The organism is Agrobacterium sp. LEGMi-208b, assembly GCF_059511785.1.
In genome coordinates, this window is record NZ_CM183446.1 from 287,364 (window position 1) to 300,579 (window position 13,216).

Below are 13,216 nucleotides of genomic sequence, written 5' to 3' on the forward strand. Positions count from 1 at the left end.
CTCGAAAATCTGTCAAAGAATATGAAAATCCAGCCGGACGCTCTTATTGCCGGGAAAATCGGCCAAAGGCTCCACCCGAAAAACAAAGCGGATCACCATCGCGATGGGCGGCGCGCAGCACCTCGCCGACGATGATGGTGTGATCGCCCGCATCATGGGCCGCCGCCTGTCGGCATTCAAAACGAGCGAGCGTGCCGGGAATGACCGGAACGCCTTCATCGTTCATCTCCCAGTCGAGATCGTCAAACGCGCGGCCATTACGGGTGAAGCGGGCGCTCAGCACATCCTGATCGGAGCTCAGCACATGAATGGCGAAATGGGTCGCGCCGCTGAAGGCATGATAGCGCGACGAGCTTTTTGCCGGCGACCACAGCACCAGCGGCGGATCGAGCGACACGGACGCGAAGCTGTTGACCGTCATGCCGATCGGACCTTCCGGCGTCGTGGCGGTCACGACAGTCACTCCTGTCGTGAAAGCGCCAAGCGCGTTGCGAAAGCTGCGGCTGTTTTCGCCGCCGGGAATGAATACATGCTCATTGGGCATCTTGATTGCCTCTGCCACTGTCATCACGGCACCTCTTTTCCAATCGCAAGGGTGTAGAGTTCAAACCAGGTCTGGCGGTCCATCGTCACACGAAGCGCATCGGCAGCAGTTCTGATACGCTCGATATTATTGGTGCCGAGCACCGGCACGATCTTTGCCGGATGGCGCAGCAGCCAGGCGATGGCGACTGCCGTCGCATCGACGCCCTGTTCCTTGCCGATGCGCTGTAAGGCAGCCATGGTGCCGCCATGCGCGCCGGAGAAAAGCGAGCCACCACCCAGCGGCGACCATGCCATGGGCGAGACGCGCTTTTCCTGCAGGTAGGCCAGATCGCCATTTGTGAAGGAATCCGTGGCAAGAAGGCTCATCTCGATCTGGTTCGTCACCAGCCGGTTGCTCATGGCCGATTGCAACAGCGAAAAATCCCACGGGCGGAAGTTGGAGACGCCCACTGCCTTGACCTTGCCGGAGGCCACCAGCGCATCAAGCGCCTTGCCGGTTTCTTCGGCATCGATCAGCGGATCAGGCCGGTGGATGAGCAGCAGATCGACATGATCGGTTGCCATGTCACGCAGCGAGGCTTCGACCGAGGCGTTGATGTGGCCTGCCGTCGTATCGTAATGTTTGACGCGGGCGGCGGAGTGACGGCCGGCCGGCGCGACGATGCCGCATTTGGTGACGATTTCGATTTTGTCGCGCAGTCCGGGCGCCGCTTTGAGGCCGCCGCCGAGAATCGCTTCCGCCGTATATCCGCCGTAGATGTCGGCCTGATCCATGGTGGTGATGCCCTGCGCGAGGCAGGCCTCGATCTTCGCCTGCACATGAGCCGGCGAAGTGTCGGCATCGTCACCGATGCGCCACATGCCATAAACGATGCGGCTGAGTTCGAGTTTATCAGAAAGAGCGATACGTTCCATCAGTGGCGTTCCCCGTTGCCGAGCGGCGTGGCAGGCGTTTCAGAAGGTACCCGGCCGTAAGCATGCGGCAGGGAGCAGGTTTTCATCTGCGGCAGAACCTTGGTGCCGAAATGTTCCGCTTCGTCAAGATGCGGATAACCGGACAGGATGAAGGCGCGGATCCCCATCTTCTGGTATTCCTCCAACGCCGAAAGAACCTGATCCGTCGAACCGACCAGCGCCGCACCGCAGCCGGAGCGCGCCCGGCCGATGCCGGTCCACAGATTGGGTTCGACATAACCGAACTTGTCGGCGAGTTCGCGGGCCCGCGCCTGATGCGACACACCAAGCGAGCCGCTGTCATGGGCGCGGTTGCGGATCAGCTGGCCATATTCATCATCGAGCTTCGACACCAGATGGTCGGCATATTCGCGGGCTTCCTTTTCGGTATCGCGCACCACCATGTGCACACGCAGGCCATAATCCAGCGTGCGGCCATGGGCGGCAGCGCGCTCATTGGCGGCGCGCATGCGGTCGGCCAGCTGGTCCTTCGTTTCTGGCCACATCAGATAGACGTCGCATTGGGCGCCACAGAGTTCCAGCGCATCGGGAGAATAGCCGCCGAAATAGAGCAGCGGACCACCATTCTGCTGGTAGGGCCTTGCCGGTTCGGTCGACACGCCCTTGAACTGGTAGATTTCACCGTCGTGGTCGATGGTGTCGCGGGTCCAGGCCTGACGCAAAATCTCGACGACCTCGTGGCTGCGCTTGTAACGGAAGGCGCTGTCGGCCACCTCACCGGGGAAATCCGAGCTGATGACGTTGAGCGTCAGGCGGCCCTTCAGCATATGGTCGAGCGTTGCCACGGTGCGCGCCAGCATGATCGGCTGCATCTCGCCGCAACGAATTGCCGCGAGGAAATTGATGCGGTCGCTGATCGGCGCGCAACCGGCCACGAAGCTCAGCGTGTCCTGCCCGACCTGATAGGACGAAGGGCAGAGAATGTTGCGGAAACCGAGTTCCTCGGCTTTCTTGACGATGTCGGAGCAATGTTCGAAGCTGGAACGCAGGCTGCCATCCGGCACGCCCAGATAGGCGTAATCATCGGAACACAAAGCGGAAAACCAGGAGACCTCGGCAGCATCGAGATCAGCGGATGTAACGGGTACGACGGTCATGCAATTCCTCCTCAGGGCCGCTCTCGTTTTTCTTGCATAACATCAAGAAATATGTAAATCAATGATGTATCAATTTTTGTTTCGGGGGAGGAAACGGCATCATGAAACACACTGGTGGCAGCCTGCCCATGTATATGCAGATCGCTGAAATGCTGGTGCGCGAGGTGGCTGCCGGCCGTTTGATCGATGGCGAAAAGCTGGCGCCGGAGCGCGACATGGCGGCCGATCTCGGCATTGCCGTAGGCACGCTGCGCAAGGCGCTCGCCGAATTGCAGGAGCGCGGCCTTCTCGAGCGCGTGCAGGGTTCCGGCAACTACATCCGCGCCGTCAGCGATCCGCAAAGCGTCTATGCCTTCTTCCGGCTTGAATTGATCGAGGGCGGCGGCCTGCCGACGGCTGAGGTTCTGGATGTGGCCCGCCTTGCCAAGCCCGCCGACCTGCCCGCCTTCGGCACCTCGGCGGAAGGACACAGGATTCGCCGCCTGCGACGCATCGCCGGCAAACCGGCAGCCATCGAGGAAATCTGGCTTGATGGCTCCTATGTCGACACGATCGCCATCGAGAACATGTCGGAATCCCTCTACCTCTATTACCGCACCCGCCTCAATCTCTGGATATCGAAGGCGGAAGATCGCATCGATCTCGGTGACGTGCCCGAATGGACGCCCGAGGTTTTCGGCCAGAAAGCCGGCGCGTCCGTACCCCGGGTCCTGCGCCTCAGCCAGGCGCAGGATGGCGCGGTAGCCGAAGTTTCCTGGACCTGGTTTGACCATACCGTCGCCCGATACGTTTCTCGCATACGTTGAGATTGCGCAAATTTCGCGTGATCCACATGGATGAAGGAATTTGACGGGAGGCAAGCAAGCCACGGCCTGCGCTGCGGGTGATTTTGCAGTTATATTTCTTTGAATCAATGGTTTAATAGTTTTTGATTTCTGTCAGAAATAAAATTGATACACTATTGATTTCCTTTTTATGAAAGGTAATATCACGACCTCAGGGAGACAGGCGTTTCGCCATCCCACGATATCGCCGGACAATCGGGATCGATTTTCGAGGATGCGATACGGGGAACTTGAAGGTTGATACCGGCTATTGCGTCCATTCAAAATTCGGGCGCGCCGGTCGTGAGGAGGAAAATATGGCTTCGGTCAGCCTGCGCAAGCTGGACAAGAGTTACGGTGCGCTTCGCATCGTCAAGGGCATAGACCTTGAAATCAACGATGGCGAATTCGTCGTATTCGTCGGCCCTTCCGGCTGCGGCAAATCCACGACGCTGCGCATGGTCGCCGGGCTTGAGAGCATTACCGGCGGCGAGGTGAAGATCGGCGACCGCGTCGTCAACAAGCTGCCGCCGCGCGAACGCGACATCGCCATGGTGTTTCAGGACTATGCGCTTTATCCGCACAAGACGGTGCGTGAGAACATGGGATTCAGCCTGAAGGTGCGCGGTGTCAGCGCATCGCAGGCCAATGCCAGCATCGATGAAGCGGCGAAGATGCTCGGCATCGAGCATCTTCTCGACCGGCGGCCCGGCCAGCTTTCCGGCGGCCAGCGTCAGCGTGTGGCCATGGGACGCGCCATCGTGCGCCGTCCCCAGGTGTTTTTGTTCGACGAGCCGTTGTCCAACCTCGATGCCAAGCTGCGCGGACAGGTCCGTACGGAAATCAAGCGCCTGCATCAGCAGCTCGGCACCACCATCATCTACGTCACCCATGACCAGGTGGAGGCGATGACGCTCGCCGACCGCATCGTCATCCTGCGCGGCGGCGATATCGAACAGGTTGGCACGCCGGATGAGGTTTATAACCGCCCTGAAAGCGTCTTCGTCGGCGGTTTCGTTGGCGCCCCGGCGATGAACTTCGCCCGCGCAAAGGTGAGCGGTGACAGGCTGGCATTCTCCGACGGCAATTCCCTGCCGATGGCGGCCATCCGGCCATCGCGCGAAACGGGGCTTGAAGGCCGCGACGTCATCGTCGGCATTCGCCCGGAACATTTCGGCCCCGCCGAGGGCTTCGACAGCCAGCTTGCCGTGAAGGTGCAGGTGGTGGAGCCGCTTGGCTCGGACACGCTCGTCCACTTCAGCCTAGGCGATGCGGCGCTGACCGCGCGGATGCCGCCGCAGCTTCGGCCAACGCCGAACGAGGAACTGCGGATCGGCGTCGATCCATCCAAGGTCCATCTTTTCGACGCAACGACGGAACGTTCGATCCACTGATTGCCGGGCAAGAATGCTTGTGGCCAAGGGTTTAATAACGGGAGGAACACATGACACTTAAAACCATCAGGGGCAAAGCCCTCGTTGGCGCAGCGCTCTGCGCAACCATGCTTGCTTTTTCGGGACAGGCCTTTGCCGATGCCGAACTGAAGATCTTCGTTTCCAGCCAGCATCAGCCGGATGTCTGGCGCAAGGCGCTGGACCAATATGAGGCAAAGACCCCGGGCGTGAAGGTGGTCATCGAGACCGGCGGCAACACCTCGGAAATGCAGGCGCAATATCTCAACACCGTCATGTCGGCCAAGGATTCGAGCCTCGACGTGCTGATGCTCGACGTCATCCGTCCCGCGCAATTCGCCACCGCCGGCTGGACCAGCGATTTTTCCGGCAAGGACATGTCGGCCTATCTGCCGACCTATGCCGAAGCCAATACGGTGGACGGCAAGATCGTGGCGCTGCCTGCCTTTGCAGACTCCATGTTCCTCTATTACCGCAAGGACCTGCTGGATAAATACGGCATCCAGCCGCCGACCACCTGGGATGAGTTGAAGGAAGCCTCCAAGAAGGTGATGGAAGGCGAAAAGAACCCCGAACTTCAGGGCCTCTCCTTCCAGGGCAAGGCGATCGAAGGCGCGGTCTGCACGTTCCTGCTGCCCTATTGGAGCGAGGGCAAGTCGCTGGTTGAAAACGGCAAGCTGAATTTCGACAACAAGGCTGCGGTGGATTCCCTGAAGCTCTGGAAGAGCTTTGTCGACGAAGGCATTTCCAAAAAGAATATTTCGGAAGTCGCGACCGACGACACCCGCAAGGAATTCCAGGCCGGCAAGGTTCTCTTCGCCGTCAACTGGTCCTACGCCTGGACCCATTTCCAGGGCAAGGAATCGCAGGTGAACGACAAGGTCGGCGTCGCCCGCCTGCCGGCCGTCAAGGGCGGCGAGCAGACGACCTGCCTCGGCGGCTGGGAATTCGGCGTTTCCGCCTATTCCAAGCAGCAGGATGAAGCCAAGAAGCTGGTGGAGTATCTCTCCGGTCAGGATGTATCGAAGTTCATGGCCATCAACGCAGCTCTTCTGCCCACCTATGCCGCACTCTACAAGGATGCGGACGTGACCAAGACGATCCCGTGGTTCGCCGACGCCCTGCCAGTCGTTGAAACGGCAAAGGCCCGCCCGGTGACGCCGCGTTACAACGAGGTCAGCGAAACGATCCGCACCACCGTCAACGGTGTGCTTGCCGGCGTGATGACACCGGAGGATGGCGCAAAACAGATGGAAAGCCGTCTGCGGCGCGTTCTGCGCTAAACTTCAGGCCGGAAGGCGGCATGCGTGCCATGCCCTTTCCGGCCGTTTCGACTGACAGAAATAAAGCCGCCTGAACGGCGCGATAAACGGGCCGGACATAAACCGGTCCGATCGGGAGACGATGACGTGAATCCAGTTGCGGGAGCGGCAAACGTGACAATGCCGGAAAAAACCATGGTCCGGGTGGACGAAAAGCAGCTGCCGCGCTGGACGCGGTGGCTCGATCTCGGCGACCGGTCACTGGCCGTACTACTGCTCGCGCCGGCCGCGATTCTGCTGTCGCTCATCATCGTTTATCCGGTGGCGCGGCTCGTCTATACGAGCTTCTTCAGCCTGTCGCTGACCTCAGGTCTGCCGGCGGAATTTATCGGCTTTGAAAACTATACGGCGATGTTCGACGATCCGATCTTCTGGGAAACGACCTGGAATACGGTTCTGATCACGCTGATCACGGTGCCCGGCGCGCTCTTCATGGGCCTTGGCCTCGCACTGCTCGCCAACCTGCCTTTCTCCATGCAGTGGCCGATGCGGCTTTCGCTTCTCATTCCCTGGGCGCTGCCGCTCTCCTTTGCCGGCCTTATCTTCGCGTGGTTCTTCCATTACGAATATGGCGTGGTCAATGATGTGCTGAACCGCTTGGGTTTCGAAGGCATCATCTGGTTCAACTCGCCGAACTGGGCCTTTGCGGCCATCTGCCTGACAATCATCTGGAAGACCTCTTCCTTCATGGCGCTGATGATCCTCGCCGGTCTTCAGACCATTCCGCGCTCGCTCTACGAGGCGGCGGATGTGGATGGCGCCGGCAAGATCCGGCAGTTTTTCGAGATCACCCTGCCGCTTCTGAAGCCCTCGATCGTGGTCGCGCTCATCTTCCGCACGATCACCGCGCTGCAGACCTTTGATATTCCTTACATGATGACCGGCGGCGGCCCCGGCACATCCACCACCACGCTTGCCATGTATATCCACCAGAACACCGTTTCCTTCCTCGATCTCGGTTACGGCTCTGCGCTTGCTGTGATGATGTTTGCGCTTTCGATGTGCGTTACCGCCGTTTACCTCCGCATTATCAGGACGAAGGACTGATCCATGAGCACCGTTGCAACCTCCTCCGGTCTGTCCTCCTTTTTCTCCGGCAAGCCGCTGCGCTTCATCGCGGCCTCCATTCTTCTGGTGAATGGCCTTTTCCCCGCGATCTGGATTCTCTTCACCTCGCTGAAGACCGAAGCGGAACTGACCGTGAAACCCATCACCTGGTTTCCGCATGCACCGACGCTCGCCAACTACATGCAGGCCTTTTCCGACCAGCCGCTGCACCTCTTCCTGTTCAACAGCTTCATGGTGGCGTTGCTTTCCACCGCGCTCACCATCCTGATTTCGGTGCTGGCGGCCTATGCGCTGGCGCGACTGAACCTGAAATACCGGGCGCTGATCCTGTCGCTCATCATCGCCGTCTCCACCTTTCCGCTGGTGACGCTCTTGGTGCCGCTGTTCGAAATCATGCGGGCGCTCAACCTGCTCAACAGCTGGACGGCGCTGATCCTGCCCTACACGGTGCTGTCGCTGCCGGTCTGCACGCTGATGCTGGTCTCCTTCTTCGAAAGCATTCCGCGCGATCTCGAAAACGCCGCCATGATCGATGGCTGCACCCGCATCGGCGCCCTGTTCAAGGTGGTTGTGCCGCTTTGCGCGCCGGGCGTCTTCACTGCCGGCATTCTTGCCTTCGTGAATGCCTGGGATGAGTTCCTGCTGGCGCTCTCCTTCAATTCCAACCCGGCACTGCGCACCCTGCCCGTCGGCATTCAGCTCTACCAGGGCGAGTTCGCTTTCCCCTGGCCGGTGATTTCGGCGGCGCTGGTGGTCGGCATCGTGCCGGTTGCGATCCTGATCGTCATTTTCCAGGAACGGGTTGTCTCGGGCCTCACCGCCGGTGGTCTCAAGGGCTAAAGGGTAAGTCATGCATTTCGAAACGACCAAAGACGGCTTCACGCTCGCGATCGGCAACCGCACACTCCTTTCCCATTCGCCCGATAATCCGGCCTTCTTTGCCGGTTTCGGCAAGGAACGGATGGATATGTATCGTGGCAATTTCGATATCGAAGACTATGTCATCGAGAGAACAGCCCTGCGCCATGCCGCGGTCAGCGATAACAGCGTCACGCTCTCATCCGCACCGGGACAAGCGCCGCGCCTTCGCTTGACGCTCGATGGCAACGCTATCAGGCTGACGGCACTGGACGAGGCCATCAACCGCCTCTGGCTGCGTATCGTCGCGGAAACGGACGAGCATGTCTGGGGCGGCGGCGAGCAGATGTCCTATTTCGACATGCACGGCCGGCGCTTCCCGCTCTGGACATCCGAGCCCGGGGTCGGTCGTGACAAGACCACCGAAATCACCTTCAAATCCGATGTCAGCGGCAAGGCGGGCGGTGATTATTACAACACCAACTATCCGCAGCCGACCTGGCTCTCATCGCGCAAATACGCGCTGCATGTGGAAACGAGCGCCTATTCGGTCTTCGACTTCCGCAATGGCGATTTCCACGAGATCGAAATCTGGGCCATCCCCGAGAAGATCGAATTTTTCGCCGGCGACCACTTCACCGATATCGTCTCCGCTCTGTCGCTGCGGTTCGGACGCCAGCCGGAATTGCCCGATTGGGTCTATAACGGCGCGATCATCGGGTTAAAGGATGGCGTCAACTCCTTTGCGCGACTGGAGAAAATCCGTGCGGCCGGAACGAAGGTGTCCGGCCTGTGGTGCGAGGACTGGGTGGGGCTTCGTCAGACTTCTTTTGGCGCCCGCCTTTTCTGGGACTGGCAGGCGAATGACACGCGCTATCCGCATCTGCGCCAGAAGATCGCCGAGCTTGCCGATCAGGGCATTCGTTTCCTGGGCTATGTGAACCCCTATCTCTGCGTCGACGGACCGCTCTTTCCTGTCGCTGAAGCGGCCGGTTATTTCGCCACCGATGCGGATGGAAAGACGGCGTTGGTGGACTTCGGCGAATTCGATTGCGGCGTAGTCGATTTCACCAATCCGGCCGCCGCCGACTGGTTCGCCGAAGAGATCATCGGCAAGAACATGCTGGATTTCGGCCTTTCCGGCTGGATGGCCGATTTCGGCGAATATCTACCGATCGACATCAAGCTTGCGAACGGCGTTGATGCCAAGCTGATGCACAATGCCTGGCCCACGCTGTGGGCCGAGGTCAATGCGAAGGGCGTCGAAAGCCGTGGCAAGACCGGCGAGGCGCTGTTCTTCATGCGCGCAGGCTTCACCGGCGTGCAGGCCCATTGCCCGCTGATCTGGGGCGGCGACCAGTCGGTTGACTTCTCCCGTCATGACGGCCTTGTCACCGTCATCTGCGGCGCGCTTTCCTCCGGCCTCATGGGCAATGCCTATCATCACTCAGACATTGGCGGTTACACCAGCCTGTTCGGCAATGTCCGAACGGCGGAACTCATCATGCGCTGGACGGAGATGGCCGCCTTCACGCCGGTCATGCGCACCCATGAGGGCAACCGGCCGCGCGACAATCTGCAGATCGATCAGGATGAAACGGTTCTTTCCCATTTCGCCCGCATGACAGCGATCTATGTCGCGCTCACCCCCTATCTGAAATCGCTTTCCGCCGAGGCAGCGAAGACGGGCCTGCCGGTGCAGCGTCCGCTTTTCCTGCATTACGAGAACGAGCCGCAGACCTACACCATTCAGGACTGCTATCTCTACGGCGCGGACATGCTTGTCGCACCGGTGTGGAAGGCGGGCGAAAAAGAACGCTCGCTCTACCTTCCGGGTGATGGCCAATGGGTGCATCTGTGGAGCGGCACGCATCATGACGGCGGCAGGGATATCACCGTCGAAGCGCCGCTCGGCGAGCCTGCGGTGTTCTATCGTGCCGATAGCAGCCATCATCAGCTGTTCGAAAAGCTTCGCACCATCGGCTGAAGGCTTGGTCCTTGGCATCACCCCGTCAGGCGGGGTGATGTGATGGCCTTCTTGAAAAGGGCGGTCATCGCGTCGCTGATACCCTGGGACGGGCTGACTTCGAAGAACAGTCCCGGCGACGCGCATTGCTGCATGCGTGCGCCGATTTCCGGCTGAAACGGCTTGATCCAGCTATTGTACCAGTCGTTGGTCGGCAGCGGCAGATAGGTGGTGTAGAGCACGGCGATCCGGAAACCCTTTTCCTTGAGCTTCGTGCAATATTTGAGGTCGATCGGCTCCTGACAGCGGCCGCTGGTCGTTTTTTTGGTGCAGCTGGAAGGCTTGTAGCTATCGCCGACACCATCTGAAACGAAGAAGATGATCTTCTCCGGGCTTGCAGAACTCGCACCCGTGCCCGAAGAGCCGATCCTGTCGCCAATCTGGGTCAGCGCCCGGTCGAAATCGGTCTGCTGGTCGTTGTTATAGCCCTGATAGGGAATGGACATCAGGTCAACTTCACCCGCTTTTTTCTTCGCGGTGGCGAGATCCGATGTCAGGGGAACGACTTCGAGCAGCTTCGTATCTTCCGCCTTCTCCCCGAAGGTATAGACCGCCATACGATATTGATTGCTGCTTTTCCGCGTGGACTTCGCGGTATCCATCAGGCTCGCCGTGGCCTGCGCAACCACATTGATGCGCGTCGTCACTCCGAGCTTCTTTGCCTTGTAATAATAGCTGTTCGTATCCACCACCCCGTCTTTGACGATGTGACAGGCGAAAGCGCATTTGTCGCTCGTATTTGCAACCATGGTGGCAACATCGGTCGGCGTGGCGCCGACACCCATCGAAGGGGTGTTATCGAGCAGGACATAGAAGTCGCTGAAGGTCTCCGTCTCGTATTTGGCCGTCGCCCTGCCCGAAACGGTGATGAGGTCTTTTCCGAGGATCTGCGATAGCGTCGTTGCGACCGATGCCTTGAAGTCGACGGAGGATTCGATGGCGTTGCCGCGCTTGATCACCGACACGTTGAGAGACAGGAGCTTGTAGTCGGAATTGGCCCGCTTGTTAGCGTCGAAGAAGGCGGAGGCTTCATCACCGCCAAGCGTAACTTCGCCATCTCCCGACATTTCCTTCGCCTTGTGAACACTCGCCGACGTATCGGCAACGACCGCAAGCGCCGCAGCATCCGCTGCCATCTGCAGGTCCGATTTGATCGCCATGCCATGCGTCACATCAAGCGCCACGCCAGCGACGCCAATCAGCGGCACCATCAACAAGGCACTGAGAATGCCGAAATTCCCTGATTTGTCCTGCCAGATATTCTTCAAATTCGCCCCCCGGAACCCTGCCGGAGACGAGACTTAGCCAAATACTGTTGAAAGTCAGTTTCAATGGATAACTAATTTTCGATAAATCTAATTTCCAGAATAACTAATATTCCGATCGAAAAATGTTTTCCGTCACGCCAGCGGCAGGCATGGACAGCGCTTTGAACCGCTTTCGGGCACAAGCTTCAACTCGTCAGGCGCGGCGTGCTGATCGCCTTCTTGAACAGCGCCGACATCGCTTCGCTGATACCCTGCGAGGGGCTGACTTCGAAGAACAGGCCCGGGGAGGCGCATTGCTGCATGCGCGTGCCGATTTCCGACTGGAACGGGGCGATCCATTTATCGTAGTGCTGATTGCCGGGAAGCGGCAGATAGGTGGTGTAAAGCACGGCGATACGGAAACCTTGTTTTTTGAGGTCGTCGCACAGCTTGGTGTCCACGGGTTCCTGACATCGCCCATTCCAGATTACTGGCTTTGTACATTTCTTGGGCTTTTGGCTATCGGCCACACCATCCGACACAAAGAATACGATTTTCTCAGGGGTAGCAGAACTGGCGCCATTCCCCGATTCTCCCATTTTTGCTGTGATCTTCGTCAGCGCGCGATCAAAATTGGTGTGCTGATCGAGATTGTATCCATGGCCGGGAACTGACATCAGTTCAATTTCGCCGACCTTCTTCTTGGCCGCCTGCAAATCCGACGTGCGCGACACCACCTCCTGGAGGTCTTTATCGGGAAAGGCATCGTCTGCCGTCTTTCCGAAAGTGTAAACAGCAATGCGATACTGATCTCTTTTTTTGCGCGTGTCCTCAGCCGTGTCCATCAAGCTCGCGGTCGCCTTTGCGACCACATCAATGCGCGTCGTCGCGTTGATGTAACCCTTGGCCTTCGGGTCTTTATTTCTGAGCCGGAAATAGGTGCTGTTGGGATCGGACGAACCGTCTGCCAATGAGAGATGGCAGGCGAAAGCGCATCCGATCGCCTTTTTCATTGTTGCCACATCGGCGGGCGTTGCGCCGACGCCCATGGAAGGCGAGTTATCGAGCAGCAAATAGAAATCGGTATAGGTTTCCGTTTCATATTTGGCAGTTGCACTGCCGGAAACAGTAAGGAAATTCTTTCCCAATACCCTGGAGAGCGTCGTATTAAGCGAAGCTGTAAAACTCACTGACGATTCGATCACAGTGCCATTCTTCTTCACCTGTACATCGAGCGCCAATAGGCGATATTCCGGGTTTCCTCGCTGGTTGCTGTGAAAAAAAGCCTCCGCCTCTTCCTTGCCGACCGAAATGACGCCATCGCTTGCCATTCGCCTTGCGGCCTGAGCACTGGCCGAACTTTCCGCAACCACGGCCAGAGCCGCAGAGTCCGCTGCCATCTGAAGATCGGATTTCACGCTCATGCCTCGCACGACATCAAGCGCAACACCGGCGGATCCGATGATCGGTATCATCAACAGAGCGCTGAGAATGGCAAAGTTTCCAGACTTGTCCCGCCAGATGCTTTTCAATTTCGTCCCCGACCTTCTTTGGCTGCGGACGACATTTACTCGGATGATCTTGCGATATAGTTTATACATATAACTAATTGTCGATAAATTCGATATACCTAATAACTATATTTAAGTAATATATAGACAACGCATGACCAGTCGGCAGAGGCCGTTGACATTTTTAAAACTTGACCTACAAAACAAGCTCTTCCGAGGGGAGCACCTGACGGTGCTGAGATGGCGACGAGCCGGACCCTTGAACCTGATCCGGGTCATGCCGGCGTAGGAACGGAACTGTCGCGCCTTGGAGGCGCTACCCTTTCTCTT

At 58.5% G+C, this 13,216-nt stretch carries 11 protein-coding genes and 1 riboswitch; of the genes, 6 read left to right on the plus strand and 5 right to left on the minus strand.

Annotation, left to right across the window (positions count from 1 at the left end; genetic code table 11):
- Nucleotides 1-43 precede the first annotated feature (43 nt).
- Genes smoA through AC5YUO_RS16100 form a run of 3 tightly spaced genes read right to left on the minus strand, consistent with a single transcriptional unit; the run spans nucleotide 44 to nucleotide 2,618 of the window.
- Nucleotides 44-568, minus strand: a complete 525-nt coding sequence (gene smoA / locus AC5YUO_RS16090) for an NADH-dependent FMN reductase SmoA (protein WP_496155924.1) — start codon at nucleotides 566-568, stop codon at nucleotides 44-46.
- On the minus strand, nucleotides 568-1,461 hold the full coding sequence (locus tag AC5YUO_RS16095; RefSeq protein WP_496155925.1) for an aldo/keto reductase: 894 nt from the start codon (nucleotides 1,459-1,461) through the stop codon (nucleotides 568-570). Before AC5YUO_RS16095 ends, smoA begins: the two co-directional genes overlap by 1 nt.
- Nucleotides 1,461-2,618 (minus strand): LLM class flavin-dependent oxidoreductase, encoded by a 1,158-nt coding sequence (locus AC5YUO_RS16100; protein ID WP_269826753.1) that lies wholly within the window; start codon nucleotides 2,616-2,618, stop codon nucleotides 1,461-1,463. The genes AC5YUO_RS16095 and AC5YUO_RS16100 overlap by 1 nt, the downstream gene beginning before the upstream one ends.
- A gap of 101 nt (nucleotides 2,619-2,719) precedes the next feature.
- On the opposite strand from AC5YUO_RS16100, the gene AC5YUO_RS16105 reads away from it, so the two are divergent.
- The 6 genes from AC5YUO_RS16105 to AC5YUO_RS16130 all read left to right on the plus strand — a co-directional run bounded on the left by AC5YUO_RS16105 (nucleotide 2,720) and on the right by AC5YUO_RS16130 (nucleotide 10,089).
- Complete coding sequence (locus tag AC5YUO_RS16105; protein ID WP_496155926.1) at nucleotides 2,720-3,424, plus strand: GntR family transcriptional regulator; 705 nt, start codon at nucleotides 2,720-2,722, stop codon at nucleotides 3,422-3,424.
- 335 nt (nucleotides 3,425-3,759) lie between these two features.
- Nucleotides 3,760-4,836, plus strand: a complete 1,077-nt coding sequence (locus AC5YUO_RS16110; protein ID WP_496155927.1) for an ABC transporter ATP-binding protein — start codon at nucleotides 3,760-3,762, stop codon at nucleotides 4,834-4,836.
- 50 nt (nucleotides 4,837-4,886) lie between these two features.
- The gene (locus tag AC5YUO_RS16115) at nucleotides 4,887-6,137 is read left to right on the plus strand and encodes an ABC transporter substrate-binding protein (RefSeq protein ID WP_496155928.1); all 1,251 of its coding nucleotides are present in this window, start codon (nucleotides 4,887-4,889) and stop codon (nucleotides 6,135-6,137) included.
- Nucleotides 6,138-6,311: 174 nt separating this feature from the next.
- Nucleotides 6,312-7,223 carry a carbohydrate ABC transporter permease gene (locus tag AC5YUO_RS16120; RefSeq protein WP_162688087.1) on the plus strand — a complete coding sequence of 304 codons (912 nt, stop codon included), beginning with the start codon at nucleotides 6,312-6,314 and terminating at the stop codon, nucleotides 7,221-7,223.
- Between the two features lie 3 nt (nucleotides 7,224-7,226).
- Complete coding sequence (locus tag AC5YUO_RS16125; protein ID WP_092771274.1) at nucleotides 7,227-8,084, plus strand: carbohydrate ABC transporter permease; 858 nt, start codon at nucleotides 7,227-7,229, stop codon at nucleotides 8,082-8,084.
- 10 nt (nucleotides 8,085-8,094) lie between these two features.
- Complete coding sequence (locus AC5YUO_RS16130; RefSeq protein ID WP_496155929.1) at nucleotides 8,095-10,089, plus strand: alpha-glucosidase; 1,995 nt, start codon at nucleotides 8,095-8,097, stop codon at nucleotides 10,087-10,089.
- Nucleotides 10,090-10,106: 17 nt separating this feature from the next.
- Here the strand turns inward: AC5YUO_RS16130 and AC5YUO_RS16135 are convergent, their stop codons facing one another.
- On the minus strand, nucleotides 10,107-11,396 hold the full coding sequence (locus AC5YUO_RS16135) for a pilus assembly protein TadG-related protein (RefSeq protein ID WP_496155930.1): 1,290 nt from the start codon (nucleotides 11,394-11,396) through the stop codon (nucleotides 10,107-10,109).
- 185 nt (nucleotides 11,397-11,581) lie between these two features.
- Entirely contained in the window at nucleotides 11,582-12,907 is a 1,326-nt protein-coding gene (locus AC5YUO_RS16140) for a TadE/TadG family type IV pilus assembly protein (protein WP_496155931.1), read from the minus strand.
- 185 nt (nucleotides 12,908-13,092) lie between these two features.
- Nucleotides 13,093-13,195, plus strand: a riboswitch (TPP riboswitch).
- The last annotated feature ends 21 nt before the right edge of the window (nucleotides 13,196-13,216 follow it).

What these genes read in the sequence shown, in the direction of transcription:
- AC5YUO_RS16105 (WP_496155926.1), top strand. Translation starts at nt 2,720, where the DNA reads ATGAAACACACTGGTGGCAGCCTGCCCATGTATATGCAGATCGCTGAA.
- AC5YUO_RS16125 (WP_092771274.1), top strand. Translation starts at nt 7,227, where the DNA reads ATGAGCACCGTTGCAACCTCCTCCGGTCTGTCCTCCTTTTTCTCCGGC.
- AC5YUO_RS16115 (WP_496155928.1), top strand. Translation starts at nt 4,887, where the DNA reads ATGACACTTAAAACCATCAGGGGCAAAGCCCTCGTTGGCGCAGCGCTC.
- AC5YUO_RS16110 (WP_496155927.1), top strand. Translation starts at nt 3,760, where the DNA reads ATGGCTTCGGTCAGCCTGCGCAAGCTGGACAAGAGTTACGGTGCGCTT.
- AC5YUO_RS16120 (WP_162688087.1), top strand. Translation starts at nt 6,312, where the DNA reads ATGGTCCGGGTGGACGAAAAGCAGCTGCCGCGCTGGACGCGGTGGCTC.
- smoA (WP_496155924.1), bottom strand. Translation starts at nt 568, where the DNA reads ATGACAGTGGCAGAGGCAATCAAGATGCCCAATGAGCATGTATTCATT.
- AC5YUO_RS16130 (WP_496155929.1), top strand. Translation starts at nt 8,095, where the DNA reads ATGCATTTCGAAACGACCAAAGACGGCTTCACGCTCGCGATCGGCAAC.
- AC5YUO_RS16095 (WP_496155925.1), bottom strand. Translation starts at nt 1,461, where the DNA reads ATGGAACGTATCGCTCTTTCTGATAAACTCGAACTCAGCCGCATCGTT.
- AC5YUO_RS16100 (WP_269826753.1), bottom strand. Translation starts at nt 2,618, where the DNA reads ATGACCGTCGTACCCGTTACATCCGCTGATCTCGATGCTGCCGAGGTC.